The organism is Methylobacterium sp. Leaf100 (assembly GCF_001422845.1).
GTDB lineage: Bacteria > Pseudomonadota > Alphaproteobacteria > Rhizobiales > Beijerinckiaceae > Methylobacterium.
The window spans coordinates 497,818-511,371 of record NZ_LMMW01000001.1; the positions used below are offsets into that span (position 1 = coordinate 497,818).

General features: G+C 69.4%; 16 protein-coding genes. 5 read left to right on the top strand and 11 right to left on the bottom strand.

Features of this window, described 5'->3' with window-relative positions; translation table 11 throughout:
* Positions 1-157 precede the first annotated feature (157 nt).
* The 3 genes from ASF25_RS02400 to fghA all read left to right on the top strand — a co-directional run bounded on the left by ASF25_RS02400 (position 158) and on the right by fghA (position 5,058).
* Complete coding sequence (locus ASF25_RS02400) at positions 158-2,821, top strand: heparinase II/III family protein (RefSeq protein ID WP_056303008.1); 2,664 nt, start codon at positions 158-160, stop codon at positions 2,819-2,821.
* 190 nt (positions 2,822-3,011) lie between these two features.
* Complete coding sequence (locus tag ASF25_RS02405) at positions 3,012-4,148, top strand: S-(hydroxymethyl)glutathione dehydrogenase/class III alcohol dehydrogenase (protein WP_056303171.1); 1,137 nt, start codon at positions 3,012-3,014, stop codon at positions 4,146-4,148.
* A 76-nt stretch (positions 4,149-4,224) separates the two neighbouring features.
* The gene (fghA, locus tag ASF25_RS02410) at positions 4,225-5,058 is read left to right on the top strand and encodes an S-formylglutathione hydrolase (protein ID WP_056303010.1); all 834 of its coding nucleotides are present in this window, start codon (positions 4,225-4,227) and stop codon (positions 5,056-5,058) included.
* A 42-nt stretch (positions 5,059-5,100) separates the two neighbouring features.
* Here fghA and ASF25_RS02415 read toward each other — a convergent pair whose 3' ends face one another.
* The 6 genes from ASF25_RS02415 to flhA form a co-directional block, all read right to left on the bottom strand.
* Positions 5,101-5,547: a hypothetical protein gene (locus ASF25_RS02415; protein WP_056303012.1), complete on the bottom strand. Its 447-nt coding sequence runs from the start codon at positions 5,545-5,547 to the stop codon at positions 5,101-5,103.
* 27 nt (positions 5,548-5,574) lie between these two features.
* Positions 5,575-5,904, bottom strand: coding sequence for a hypothetical protein (locus ASF25_RS02420; protein ID WP_056166399.1), 330 nt, complete (start codon positions 5,902-5,904; stop codon positions 5,575-5,577).
* 11 nt (positions 5,905-5,915) lie between these two features.
* Positions 5,916-6,437, bottom strand: a complete 522-nt coding sequence (locus tag ASF25_RS02425) for a rod-binding protein (RefSeq protein WP_082502433.1) — start codon at positions 6,435-6,437, stop codon at positions 5,916-5,918.
* 115 nt (positions 6,438-6,552) lie between these two features.
* The gene (locus tag ASF25_RS02430; protein ID WP_056303014.1) at positions 6,553-6,954 is read right to left on the bottom strand and encodes a hypothetical protein; all 402 of its coding nucleotides are present in this window, start codon (positions 6,952-6,954) and stop codon (positions 6,553-6,555) included.
* A 3-nt stretch (positions 6,955-6,957) separates the two neighbouring features.
* Complete coding sequence (gene fliR / locus ASF25_RS02435; RefSeq protein ID WP_056166392.1) at positions 6,958-7,713, bottom strand: flagellar biosynthesis protein FliR; 756 nt, start codon at positions 7,711-7,713, stop codon at positions 6,958-6,960.
* Between the two features lie 11 nt (positions 7,714-7,724).
* Positions 7,725-9,812, bottom strand: a complete 2,088-nt coding sequence (gene flhA / locus ASF25_RS02440; RefSeq protein ID WP_056166391.1) for a flagellar biosynthesis protein FlhA — start codon at positions 9,810-9,812, stop codon at positions 7,725-7,727.
* 162 nt (positions 9,813-9,974) lie between these two features.
* On the opposite strand from flhA, the gene ASF25_RS02445 reads away from it, so the two are divergent.
* Positions 9,975-10,262 carry an MTH1187 family thiamine-binding protein gene (locus ASF25_RS02445; protein WP_056303016.1) on the top strand — a complete coding sequence of 96 codons (288 nt, stop codon included), beginning with the start codon at positions 9,975-9,977 and terminating at the stop codon, positions 10,260-10,262.
* Between the two features lie 176 nt (positions 10,263-10,438).
* Positions 10,439-10,738, top strand: a complete 300-nt coding sequence (locus ASF25_RS02450) for a hypothetical protein (RefSeq protein ID WP_056263352.1) — start codon at positions 10,439-10,441, stop codon at positions 10,736-10,738.
* A gap of 60 nt (positions 10,739-10,798) precedes the next feature.
* On the opposite strand, the gene ASF25_RS02455 is transcribed toward ASF25_RS02450, so the two are convergent.
* The 5 genes from ASF25_RS02455 to ASF25_RS02475 form a co-directional block, all read right to left on the bottom strand.
* The gene (locus ASF25_RS02455) at positions 10,799-11,065 is read right to left on the bottom strand and encodes a flagellar biosynthetic protein FliQ (RefSeq protein ID WP_056166382.1); all 267 of its coding nucleotides are present in this window, start codon (positions 11,063-11,065) and stop codon (positions 10,799-10,801) included.
* Positions 11,066-11,162: 97 nt separating this feature from the next.
* A complete protein-coding gene (gene flgD, locus ASF25_RS02460; RefSeq protein ID WP_056166380.1) occupies positions 11,163-11,582 on the bottom strand; it encodes a flagellar hook assembly protein FlgD in 420 nt (139 codons plus the stop codon).
* A gap of 28 nt (positions 11,583-11,610) precedes the next feature.
* Positions 11,611-12,072, bottom strand: coding sequence for a flagellar biosynthesis repressor FlbT (flbT, locus tag ASF25_RS02465; RefSeq protein ID WP_056303018.1), 462 nt, complete (start codon positions 12,070-12,072; stop codon positions 11,611-11,613).
* An 8-nt stretch (positions 12,073-12,080) separates the two neighbouring features.
* Positions 12,081-12,428, bottom strand: a complete 348-nt coding sequence (gene flaF / locus ASF25_RS02470; protein ID WP_056166375.1) for a flagellar biosynthesis regulator FlaF — start codon at positions 12,426-12,428, stop codon at positions 12,081-12,083.
* Positions 12,429-12,531: 103 nt separating this feature from the next.
* The gene (locus tag ASF25_RS02475; RefSeq protein ID WP_056303020.1) at positions 12,532-13,554 is read right to left on the bottom strand and encodes a flagellar hook-associated family protein; all 1,023 of its coding nucleotides are present in this window, start codon (positions 13,552-13,554) and stop codon (positions 12,532-12,534) included.

A 13,554-nucleotide genomic window follows, 5' to 3' on the forward strand; every position in this document is an offset into this window, starting at 1 on the left:
GCTGACGCGCGACGTGGCCCGGCCGGCGGCTTGACAGGGTCATCGGCTGCGCCTCAGTGCCACCCTCCCCTTGATCGTGCTGCGCCCACGCGCCGAGCCCTCTCATCAGGCGTCCCATGCCGGTCCCGTTTCCGCCCCGCGTCCCCGGTCGATCCGCTTGAGCGGTCCCGACGCCCGACGCCCGCAGGCGTCCCGCCATGCCGGGGGCGCGACCGTCGGCCCCGGCGAGGACGAGCACTGGATTCCGGCCAAGAACCGGTTTTCGCGGGTGGTGTTCGGTTTCCCCGACCTCACCGGCGACGCGTGGTGCAGCCTGCGTTTCCGGCTCGGCTGGGACGCGGAGGAAGCCGCCGCGGGCACCCTGGATTTCGCCCTCGTGGGGATCGATTGCCTGGCCCCCGACGGATCGAGCCTCGATTTCGACCACGTGCCGGGCCTCGACCGGACCCTCCTCGACCCGCACGGCACCTGGATTCCCGGACCGGCCTACCTGCCGGCGGAGGCCCGGGCCCTGCGCGCCGGCATCTGCCGGCTGGCCTTCCTGCTGCCGGCCCCCGCCGCCGCGATCACCGTCACCATCCGCTCTTGGCGCAACACACGCCCGTTCACGGTGGCGGAGGCCACCCTGGCCCAGGGCGGCCCCTCCCCTTCCCCGCGCGTGCGTCGCCGCCTCGCGCCGGAGCCGGACTGGATCGTCCATGCCCTGGTGCCGGGCTGCGGTCTCGTCCTGCGGGGACAGATCTTCACGGCCGTCCCGCGGAGCCACGCGGCCCTGGCGCGCGTGGTCTACCGGGACGCCGCCGGCGCCGCGCTGGAACCGCCCTATCCGGGCACGATCTCGGTGCCGTCCCTCGGGGCCCTCGTTGATCTCTCCGCGCACCAGCAGGCCCGGCGCTTCACCCTGGAACTCGCCCCCGTGCCGGGTGCGGAGCGGGTCGAAGTGGGGTTTGCCACCTGGGACGCCGGGAGCCCGGACGCGGAACTGCTCGCCGCTCCCGAGATCGCCCTTGAGGATCGCCTGCGCCTGGAGAACCTGTGCGGCGACGATGCCCTCGACGCGCCGGACTTCCTCGCCCGCCTCGCCGAGCGCCTCGACCTGCCCGTCGCCTCCATCGCCGGCTGGTGCCCGGGCCCGGAGGCGGCCGCGATCCCGCAGGTGCTCGCCCTGGCGCGAGATCTCCAGCGCGGTGAAGGCGCCCCGCGCACGGGCCTCGACCGGGTCCTGCGCCTCGGTTCGCAGACGGCGTGGACGGTGCCCGAGCGACCCGACTGGAGCGAAGACCCCTTCCGGTCGGTGGCATGGCGGATCGAATACCAGGGTCTCGGCTGGCTCGTCGCCCTGGCGGGGACGCCCGGGGGAGCGGCCACGGCCCTCGGCCTCGCCGTGTCGTGGTCGCGGGCCAACCCGTGGGGGTCGCCCGCCGACGGCCTCGCCCTGCACCCCTCGGCCCTTGCGACCCGAACCGAAACCCTCGTCCATCTCCTCGGGCGTGCGGGCACGCCGGGCAGTGCCGCCGCCCTGGTGCTGACGGGCGAGGTGGTGCGCCATGGCTTCGCCCTTGCCGAGATCGTCGGCCAGAACACCTTCGGGCGCTCGCTACACCAGATTCAGGCGGCGGCGGTGCTGCACGGCGTCGCCCGCGCCCTGCCGCGCCTGCCCCTGGCCACCCATTGGCTCGGCCTCGCCGAGGCGGGCCTGCGCGTCGGCGTGGAGAGCCAGCTCGACGCCGAGGGGCGTTTCGCGGCGCCGTCCCTCCACCAGCGCCTCGAACTCGCGACCCTCCTGCGGGTGCTCGCCCGGAGCGTGGGCGACGAAGGCCTCGCGGGGTTTCTCTCAGGCCGGGTCGCCAAGGTCCTGCCGGGCCTCGCGGGCCTCCTCGATCCGGGGGGACGCCTGCCGCCCTTCGGCGAAACGCCCGCTGGCGGCGATGCGGCGGGCTGGATCGGGCGCCTCGTGGCACGCTCCGGAAGCACCTTGGTGGCCGAGCGCCGCGACCCGCGCGGTCGCCCCGCCGCGAGTGTCCCGCCCCTGCCGTCGGATGCCGGGACGGACATGATCGCGGCCCGCTCGGATGCCCCCGGACGGGGCTGGTCCCACTTCGCCTGCACGTTCACGGGCCAGACCTCCACCGGTCAGGGGCACCGCGACTGCACCTCCTTCGTCCATGCCAGCGAGGGCGTGCGCTGGGTCGTCGAGGCCGGGGGCTCGGCACAGATCGAGACCGGGCCGGCACGCCACCACATCCTGTCGGCCCATGGCCACAACGTCGCCTGGCCGGACGGGTGCGAACCCGGGGCCGGCGCGGCCCGGCTCGCCGGGGCCATCCGCCTCGACGGCGCCCAGGCCTGCGCCATCGCCACCACCGTGCACGGGCCGGCCTACGATCACCGCCGCGTCTTCGTCCTCCTCGACGACCTTTCGGGCCTCGCCGTGCTCGACCGGTTCACGGCCGGTGACGGGCCGGTGACGTTCGAGGGCCTCGTCCATTTCGGCCCCGACATCGTCGCTGCCCTGGCCGGCCCGCGCCGGGCCATGGCGCAGTCCGGCCGCGCCCGACTCTCCGTCGTGCCCGTGGCGCTGACGGGCCGGACGGCGGGCTTGTCCCTCGCCATCGGCTGCAACGAACACCCGGGCGGTCTCCGCGGCTTCGTCTCGGACGGCGGCGGGCCGCTCCGACCGGCGAGCGTCCTGCGCTACGCCATCGCGGGCCGGACCGGGGCCTGCGGCGGCGTCATCCTCGGGTCCGATGCATCCGGGGAAGCGCGCCTCGCCCGCCTCGTGACCGAGGCGGCGGTGTCGGGCCTGCTCGCGGGACGCTGATCCCGAGCGAACGGCGCAAGGCAGGTCCGCGCGACACGGCGCGGTCAAGGCGTTGCATATCCGCGCCATAACCATCATCACACGACCCAGATTTTCGGGCCGTTCGGATCGCCATCGTCAAGATGCCGCGAGCCGAAGAGTCGGCAGTTCGACGCCGCCCGTGATCGCCAAGCACAAGAGAAGCATCCGTATGAAGACGCGCGCAGCGGTGGCGTGGGAGGCCAAGAAGCCCCTCACCATCGAGACGATCGATATCGAAGGACCCAAGGCCGGCGAGGTTCTCGTCGAACTCATGGCCACGGGCATCTGCCACACCGACGCCTACACCCTGTCGGGCCTCGATTCCGAGGGCAAATTCCCGGCGATCCTCGGCCACGAGGGCGCGGGCATCGTCCGCGAAGTCGGCGCCGGCGTCACGGACCTCAGGGTCGGCGACCACGTCATCCCGCTCTACACGCCCGAATGCCGCAGCTGTAAGTCCTGCCTGTCGCAGCGCACCAACCTCTGCACCGCGATCCGCGCGACGCAGGGCCAGGGCGTGATGCCGGACGGCACCTCGCGCTTCTCCTGCGTCTCCACCGGCGGCAGCCCGGGCGGCTCGAACTCCGTGTTCCACTACATGGGCTGCTCGACCTTCTCCAACTTCACGGTCCTCCCCGCCATCGCCCTGGCGAAGATCCGCGAAGACGCCCCCTTCGACAAGATCTGCTACATCGGCTGCGGCGTCACCACCGGCATCGGCGCGGTGATCTACACCGCCAAGGTCTGGCCCGGCGCCAACGTGGTGGTGTTCGGCCTCGGCGGCATCGGCCTCAACGTACTCCAGGCCGCCCGGATGGTCGGTGCCGACAAGATCATCGGCGTCGACATCAATCCGGACAAGCAGGAGATGGCCCGCAAGTTCGGCATGACCCACTTCATCAATCCGAAGGAGGTCGGCAACGATCACGTCGTCGCGGCGATCCTCGACGCCACGGGCGGCGGCGCCGATTTCTCGTTCGACTGCACCGGCAACGTCAACGTCATGCGCCAGGCCCTCGAATGCTGCCACCGCGGCTGGGGCGAGTCGATCGTCATCGGCGTGGCGGAGGCCGGCAAGGAGATCTCGACCCGTCCGTTCCAGCTCGTCACCGGCCGCGTCTGGAAGGGCTCGGCCTTCGGCGGCGCGCGCGGCCGCACCGATGTGCCGAAGATCGTCGACTGGTACATGGAGGGCAAGATCAACATCGACGATCTGATCACCCACACCATGCCGCTCGAAGACATCAACCACGGCTTCGACCTCATGCACGAGGGCAAGTCGATCCGGTCGGTGGTGGTATACTAAGACGGATCTTGGCTGACACTGCCTCCCTCCCCCTTTGTGGGGAGGGAAAATCCATGCCCCCAGCAGGAGAGCACACATGGAAACCATCTCGAAGGCCCGCGCCCACGGCGGCACGCAGGGCGTCTACAAGCACGACGCGACGACCACCGGCTGTCCGATGACCTTCGCGGTGTTCGTGCCGCCCCAGGCCGAGAACGGTCCGGTGCCGGTGCTGTGGTACCTGTCGGGCCTCACCTGCACCCACGCCAACGTCATGGACAAGGGCGAGTACCGCAAGGCGGCGGCCGAGCACGGCGTGATCATCGTGGCGCCCGACACCAGCCCGCGCGGCGCCGGCATCCCCGACGAGGACGGCAACTGGCAGTTCGGCTCCGGCGCCGGGTTCTACGTTGACGCCACCCAGGCGCCCTACGCCACGAACTACCGGATGTGGAGCTACGTCACCGAGGAGCTGCCCGCCCTCATCGCCAAGGAATTCCCCGCCGACATGACCCGCCAGGGCATCTTCGGCCACTCCATGGGCGGCCACGGGGCGCTGACCATCGCGTTGACCTATCCCGACCGCTTCAAGTCCTGCTCGGCTTTCGCCCCGATCGCCCAGCCCTCCACGGCCGGATGGTCGAAGCCGGCCTTCGAGAAGTACCTCGGAACCGACACCGCCGCATGGCGCGCCCACGACGCCACGGCACTGATCGAGGACGGCCACCGCTTCCCGGAGTTCCTGGTCGATCAGGGTACGGCCGACAGCTTCCTCGACGACGGCCTTCGCCCCTGGCTGCTCGACGAGGCCTGCAAGACGGCCGGGATCGCCCTGACCCTCAACATGCGCGAGGGCTACGATCACTCGTACTACTTCATCTCGACCTTCATGGCCGATCACATCGCCTGGGCCGCCGCCCGCCTGAAGTAGTTTTTGGTCTCTCCGGCCTCCAGGGCCGGGGAGACCTTCGCGTCACGAGCGGACTTCGCGCTTGGCGACGAAGTTGAACTCCTCGACGAGAACATCCTTCACCACGTCGGCGCCGAGTCGCGCGTTGACCGCCTTGCGGACCTCCGCGAGGCGCTGGGTGACGTTGTAACGCGACAGGCGTTTGAAATCGATCTGCGGGTCGGCGTAGATCTGCCGGAAGGTCTCGTCGACCACGAAGGCGTTGGGTGGCACCGGAAGAGTGTGCATCAACCGCGCATCGGCAGTGAAGACAAGAACCGCAACGATGTAACCCTGCACCTTGCCGTCCGCCACCATGGGAACATTGATCGGCGGCAGCTTCTGGTACTGTAGACCCTCGAGATACGGCTCCTCCTTCTTGGCGAACAGACCGCTGCCCCAGGTCACCGCCCCGTAGCAGGACAGGATGGTGACGGCGCAGATCCACAGGCCGGTGAAGAGGATTTTCATGCGCTCACGCCTGGTGCCGATAGGGGATCAACGGCGCAGGTGGCCGGAATAGGTGCCGTCGGATTCCGAATCCCGGATCGCCTGGGTGACGATCTCCGAGATCTCCTCGACGGCGCGCAGGTGCTGGCCGACGACGCCCTGGTTGCGGTTCAACGCCCGGCTCAGGCGCGCGAGCTGGTCGGCGACCTCGGGCGCGATTTGGTCCGGGTCGAGGCCCCGGGTCAGGCGGGTGAGTTCGAGGAGGCTCTGACTCTTGCGCAGGTTCACCGCTTCCTGATCGAACGGACGGTGGGTCAGGAGCGCCTCCGTCTCGGCTGCGACGACGGCTTCGAGCCGCTTCAGGGATGCGATCAGCATGGTCGGTCCTTTCACGCGCCCGTCGCTTGATCGACCGAGCCGGCCGGGCGGATCTTGTCCGGGGCGGTCTTGTCCGGGGCGGTCTTGTCCAGCGACGTCTTCTCCAGGGGACGCGCGGCGTCCAGCATCTTGGCGATGCCGAGGCCGCCGGCCTTGGCGACCTGGGTGCCGATCTGATCGGCGAGCATCGACTTCCAGATGCCGCCGGCATTGCCCTTGCCGAACACCGACGCGGCCTTCGACGGCATCATGGTCTCGACGAACTGGCGCAGGACGAAGGCCTCGAACTGCTTGTAGGGATCGCCGATCTTGCCCGCGCCCGAGATCACGTTGTCGGTTTGGAGCGCCGTGAGGGTCGAGCGCGCGTCGAGGGGCATGTGCACGGACGTGCCGGCCATGCGGTACGCGTCGTTGAAGGCGGCCGGATCGGTGGCGCCCGGCGCAGACAGCTTGGCCGTCGCCTCCTGGTAGCGCGCCGGATCGGCGGCCCGGGCCACGTCGAGAACGATGTCGGTGGGAGTGGAGATGCTCATGGCTGCCGCGACGCTTCGAAGGGAATGGCCCGTCGGCGATAGGGGATAGGCCCCGTGGCTTTCGGGAGGCTTGCGTGGGAAAGGCTTGCGTCGGAAAGGCTTGCGTCGGGAAGGCTCACGAGGCGCCGCCACGGGCGGCCAGCAGGTCGAGCTGTTCCAGCATGTCGGCCCGTTCGCGCTCGCGGGCGCGGGTTTCGGCCAGCGCCTCGACCTGGCGCCCGACGCGCTTCTCGGCGAGGCCCCGCTCGCGCACGAGCCCGGCCCGATGGGTGGCGGTGGCGTCGAGTTGCGTCGCCTCCCCGGCCAGGGCCTTGAGCCGGCGCGCGGCGGCATCGAGGAACAGGCCGTGCATGGTCTCGCCGGCAAGCGTCGTGAGCATCGCCGCGCGGTCGGCCTCGACGCGGGCGAGGTCGCGCCGGGTCGCGGCGAGGTCGCGCTCGGCGATCCCCCGCATCTGCTCCTGCACGGTGAGGAGCCGGCGCGCGCGCTCCAGGCGCTGGCGGGTGGTGACGGCCATGCCCTAACCCCGTCGCAGGTAGTCGACGTAACCCATGAGGAACTGTGTCATGAACTCGTTCGAGAGGTAGTAGAGCAGCAGCAATCCGCCGAACATGATGAACGGCGTCGCGATGAAGTAGACCGGGATCTGCGGCACCAGCTTGTTGATGAAGCCGGCGGTCAGGTTCACTGCCACGGCGTAGACGATGAACGGCGCGGTGATGCGCAACGCCAGCACGAAGGCGGTGCCGATCTGATCGACGATCCGCACCAGGGCGGCCTGGGTGCCGATGCCCTCGCCCGGCGGGATGCGAGCGTAGGAATCGACCAATCCGCGAAACAGCTCCCAATGCAGGTCTGCGGCGAACAGCAGGGCGGTGGCCGCCATCATGATCAGGGCCTCGACCGCCGGCACCGGATCGGTCCCCTCGGCCACGGAGCCCGGCATGCCGCCGAACCCCACCATGGTGGCGGCGGCATTCATCGCCGTTTCCAGCACCGTGAAGAAGATCCGTCCGAGAAAGCCGATCACCAGCCCCGTCATGGTCTCGCTGGCGATCCAGGCCAGGGTGGTGGCCGGGTCCTGTGCCGCCAGCCGGCCCTGGAACAGCGGCTGGATCAGGGGCGTCATGGCCAGCGACGCCGTGAGGGCGATGAGCAGGCGGACCTGCCCGGGCACGCGCGGGCTGGAGAAGCCCGGCACCACGAGGAGGCACCCGCCGACCCGGCAGAAGATCAGGAAGGCGGCCAGAATGCCCTCGGGTGCCCCGGCGACCACGCGCAGTGGCCTTACGAGATCGTCCCGAGGGACCGGATCTCCACCCCCCGGGCGATCTCGAGGTGCGAGAGCACGGCGAGCGTCGGGTAGAGCCGCTCGATGATCATCCGCACGTAGGGGCGGGCATCCGGCGCGGTGACGAGGGCGAAGCTGCGGGTCTCGCGCATGTGCTTGCGGATCGCCTCACCGGCTTCCGTGCCGAACTGCTCGACGAGGCGCGGATCGATGTCGAACTCGACGACCTCGCCCTTGGCGTCGCGCTTGAGGCTCTGGTGGAACGAGAGGTCCCAGGCGCTGCCGAGCCGCAGCACCGCGAGCGTCCCGTTCTCGGCGAGATCGCCGCAGATCTGCTGGGCGATGCGCATGCGCACGTGCTCGGCGATCTGTTCGGCGCGGCGGGCGTGCGGCGTGATCTCGGCGACCGCCTCGAGAATGAGGTGGAGGTTGCGGATCGAGACCCTCTCGGAGAGCAGGAGCTTCAGCACCGCCTGGAGGCCCGAATACGAGATCTGCGACGGGCAGATCTCGTCGAGGAGACGCTTGTACTCGGGGTCGAGGCGGTCGAGGAGGCCGCGCATGTCCTTGTAGGACAGGAGCTGGGGCAGATTGTTGCGGATGACCTCGGACAGGTGGGTGAGGAGCACGGACGCGCCGTCGATGGGCTCGAAGCCGCCGCGCCGTACTTCGGCCCCGTAGGAATCGAGCACCCAGCGGGCCTTCATGCCGAAGGCCGGCTCACGGACTTCGTCGCTCGGCACATCCGGGACGGGTCCATCGCCGACGACGACGAGGAGTTGGCCTGGGCGGATCTCCTGGGTCGCCGCCACGGTGCCGTGGATGAGGATCTGGTAGGATTTCGGAGCCAGCGCAATGCTGTCCGTGAGCTTGATGTCGGGGACGACGAAGCCGTACTGGCGGGCGAACTTGCGGCGCATCTTCGCGACCCGATGCGACAGCTCGGATTGCGAGGTGGCGAACTGGGCCGAGATCTGGCGCCCGAGGCAGAGCTCGATCTCGGGGGTCTTGAGCGATTCCTTGACGGACAGGGATTCCCGGGCGGCGAGTTGCTTCTGGTCCTCGACGGCGAGTGTCCGGGCATCGACCACGGCCTTCTGCGCGGCGATCTTCTTCGGGATGGCGTAGGCGGTGAACGCCATCAGCCCCGACAGGACCATGAACGGCAGGAAGGGCAGGCCCGGCACCAGGGCGAACAGGAACATCAGGGCGGCGGCGACGGCGAGCGCGCGCGGATAGGCGCCGAGCTGGCCCATCACCGCCTGCTCGGCGGTGCCCCGGGTCCCGCCCTTCGAGACGAGGAGGCCCGCCGCCAGCGAGACGATCAGGGCCGGGATCTGCGAGACGAGCCCGTCACCGACCGAGAGCTTGGTGAACACGTCGGCCGCCTGGCCCAGCGGCATGCCGTGGCGGGTGGTGCCGATGATGATGCCGCCGAAGACGTTGACCGCGATGGTGATGAGCGAGGCGATGGCCTCGCCGCGCACGAACTTCGACGCGCCGTCCATGGAGCCGAAGAACGCGCTCTCCTCCTCGAGTTCGCGGCGGCGCCCCTGCGCCTCCTTGTCGTCGATGAGGCCGGCGTTGAGATCGGCGTCGATGGCCATCTGCTTGCCGGGGATGGCGTCGAGGGTGAAGCGCGCCCCGACCTCGGCGATGCGGGTGGCACCCTTGGTGATGACGAGGAAGTTCACCGTGATCAGGATGAGGAACACCACGATGCCGATGACGAAGTCGCCGCTCATCACGAACTGCGAGAAGCCCTGGATGACGTGACCGGCGGCCGAGACCCCGTGCTGGCCGTTGGCCAGGATCAGTCGCGTGGTGGCGATGCCGAGCGCGAGGCGCAGCAGGGTCGCGATGAGCAGCACCGTGGGGAAGGCCGAGAATTCGAGCGGCTTCTTGATCCAGAGCGCCACCATCAGGATCAGCACCGACAGGGCGATGGAGAAGGCGAGCCCGATGTCGAGGAGGATCGCCGGCACCGGCAGGAACAGGATCGCCAGGATGGCGATGATCCCGGCGGCAAAGCCGATATCCCGCTGGGACTTGCGCTCGATGACGATCGCGTCGCTTGCCGCCATGGCGGATGCCTACCCCGTGAATGAACGGGGCCTTGTCGCGGTTCAAGCTTGCGTGGGGATGGGGGCGTGCCGCTTCATCGCCCCGGGCACGGCCGGCCGTGATAGAAGGGCGCCTCGTCCGAAGGTCGGGCGCGCGGGAGACAAGCCCATGAAAGTCGTCTCATGAAGGTCGTGGCGGATCTGTGCATCGTCCCCATGGGGGTCGGACCGTCGGTCTCGCCCTACGTGCGGGAAATCAAGGCGATCATCGACGCCAGCCCGCTCACCGCCGAGATGCATGCCAACGGCACCAACATCGAGGGCGAACTGAGCGAGATCTGCGCACTCGCCGAGGCCTGCGAGGCCCGCCTCGCCGAACTCGGTGTCGACCGCGTGTTCTTCACGATGACGTTCTCGTCGCGCCGGGACAAGGTGCAGTCCATGGCCGACAAGCTGAAGGCCGTGTCGTAGGAACGCCGTGCCGCAGGAAAGCGAAGCACGCTTTCCGCCTCCTCCCGAGCGCTTTGTGCTGGAGCTTCCCCCCCACCCGGCGCGGCCGGATGGCTCTTCGATCAATTGAGGCCTCGCGCTTGCAGCGGGCGCTCCGTGGCACCACCTCGGCCGCAGGGTCACCATTGAGGATTGGAATGGCGCGCTTCATCGCGATCGAAAAGGCGACGGGACAGGTCTACGGCGACACGGCTCGGTTTGGTCAGGCCGGCGATGTCGATTCGCCCGTCGACGCGGTCTGTCTGTTCGACCGCCAATTCCGACGGGCTCCCCGCGGTTTCGGTCACGTCGGTCCCGCGAGCAAGTCCGCGAGCTACGACGTCTACAAGATCGAGAAGTCCGATCCGGATCGTGCCACGGCGAACGACACCGAGGCCCATACCCTCGTGCATGAACACGGGTCGTGGGTGGTCGCCCTGGTGACCTACAATTCCTGACGCCGGACCGGTATTCGCCCAGCGGCCCGCCAAGACCGCCGGGAGCACCGGCGATGCCGGTCAGAACCCCGTGACGATGCGCCCGTAGGTGGCCTCGGCGAAGGTCGAAATCTGGCCGCCGATGAACGACGAGGTGATGAGGAGAACGAGCAGGATCACCACGATCTTCGGCACGAAGGTCAGGGTGACCTCCTGGATCTGGGTGAGCGCCTGCAGCAGCGCGATGGCGATGCCGATGAGCATCGCCGCGCCGATCGCCGGGCCGGCGCCGACGATCACCGTCCAGATCGCGGCACGCACGAGTTCGAGGGCATCGACCTCGTTCATCCGGTGACCTTTCTCGCGTGGTGATCCGTGATGGGTCGCTCACGCGTCCCGCCCGTTGCCGGTCCTACACGGATTTCAGCCGTGGGGTGAGTGGACTTCACTGCGAGAGCGAGATCCCCTCGGCGAGCAGGACGTCCTTGCCGTTGGTGAGGCGGGCGAGCGCCCCTTCGCTCGTGATCTTCACGGACTGGACCTCGCCGGTGGTGTTGCCGTCGGCGGACGTGATGGTGCGGCCGATGATCTGGTCCGCCTGCGAGAGGAAGCTCGAGGACAGCAGGGAGTCGAGCTTGGAGTTGGTCTTCGTCGCCTGCTCGACCTGCGAGAACGTGGCGAGCTCACCGACATAGGCGGTGGAATCCATCGGCTTCGTCGGATCCTGGTTCTTGAGCTGCGCCATGAGCAGGGTCAGGAACGTGTCCGCGTTCATCGAGGCGGCGACGCCGCTCGCGGATTTCGCCGCGGTGGCGGCCGTGGCCGTCTGCGTGGGGGGGGTGCTGGTGCTGCTTCCGACGGCCATGACGATCGGGTCTCCGGGGTGAGGGCCTTCAGGCCGTGCGGGGAAGAGATGGCGCGCGGCCGGGGCCGCGCGCGGGTGGGGCGGAGAGCTCCGGACCGGCGACGCCGGAGGCTTCGGCGAGCAGGGCCGCCTCCGCCCTGTACAGGCCGCGGATCAGCTTGAGCGCCTCGATGAGACGGTCGGCCTCGACGCAGGCGCCCGCCGCCGCGAGACCGTCGCGGATGTCCGGCTCGGTCACGGCCGCGAGGATGCCGGCCTGGAGCGTCCGGTAGAGGTCGCGTGCGCGCGCGGCGTTGGCGGGCTCCATCACCATGGTCTGGGCCGCGAAGTAGAGCTGGCGCAGGGGCGTCGTCGCCTCTTCGGGCTGGAGCACGTGGGTCTCCAGCAGGAACGTCGCATCGTTGAGAAGTTCGAGGGAGACCTTGCGGTCGACGCGCAGGACGGCGCCGTTGATGAAGACCCGCTCGCCGGCGCGCAGGGACAGGCGCATGCCGGACCTCACCGCAGGCCGTTGCGGATCGAGGCGTTGACCTCGATCAGCGCGGAGAAGCCGTGGGTGGGCGTGCTGAGAACGGCATTGGACTCGCGCATGCTCCACAGGCCGAGGGACACGAGGTCGGCGCGCAGGGCCTCGGGCAGGGCGTTCTCGGGGCTGGTGAGGTCGTCGATGAGGACCGCCCAGAGTTTCTGGATGAACTCGGCCGCCGCCGTCCGGTCGGCCACCGCCGCCGCCGGATGATCGGCGATGCGCATGAGATCGAGCGCCCGGTCGAAGGCGGCGCGCTCGCGTTCGCGGCCGATCTCGGGGGCGTCTTCCAGAATCTCGGCGTAGGAAAACTGGTACATGGCAATCCGCCTCGTTGTGTCCGGGCCCGCCGCGCCGCTGTCGCGTTTCGGGGCTGTCGTGTCCCGCGCACCGGCCAGGCCGCCGCGCCGGGAAAGGGTCGCCTCAGAGGTAGGAGACCAGGCTCAGCTGACGCAGCTGGGCGGTCAACGAGTAGGAAATCTGCATCTGGGTCGTCAGCTGGTCGATCCGCGTCTTGGTCTCGGCGGTATCGATCCCCTCCATCGCCTGCACCTGTTTGTCGAGGAGCGCCTTCTGCGCATCGAGACGGGTGTTCGCATCGGAGATCCGCGCCTGCGCGCGACCGAGATTGGCCTGGATCGACACCAGCCCCTTGCTCGCCTCGCCGAGCAGGCCCGCGACCCGATCGGTCGCGACGGCCTGCACGTCGGCCGGCAGGCGCGACAGGTCGAGGCCCGACGCGACGACGTAGGCCATGGCGAGCCGGCGGATGGCGGGCGCATTGGCCGTCGCGGACGTCTCCACGGTCTCGCTGAGGGAGATGCGGCTGTCGAGGGTGGTATCCGACGCCTTCGACCAGTTGGCCTTCCAGGCGCCGTTGCCGAACAGGGTGTCGAGGGGGCCGCCCTCCGCGAGGAAGGCCTCCATCCCTGCGGCACTCATGGACGTGCCGCCCGCAAGGGTGAAGGCCGCATCGACGGCCGACTTCGCCGCCGATCCGGCTCCGTAGGCAGTCATGGGCGACGCCCCCGTGTTGGTCCCCCCGAAGACGGATTGGCCGTCGGCGGCGGTGTTCAGCACGGCGGTCAGCGCCGCGAGCTGGCTCGCGGCCATGTCCTTCACCACGGCCGCGCGGTCCGCCACCGGTACGCCGATGAGGGTCTTGAGGGTCGAATCCGCGGCCGCCTGGATCTGCTGGAGCGCCGCCTGGGTCGTGCTCAGACGCAGGGTCGCCCCGGCATTGCCGTCCTGCAGCGCCTGAAGCTCCGATTTCTGCTGGCGCAGTCCGAGGGCCAGGCCGGTCCGGCTGCCGAGTTCGAGGCCAACATCGGCGTGACGGCCCGTGGCGAGCTCCTTGGTGCCCTGTGCGATCTCCGTCTGCATTCGCTGGGCGCCGGTGCGCGGTGCGTTCCAGAGACTCAAGGTCGAGGTGGCATTTATCCGCAT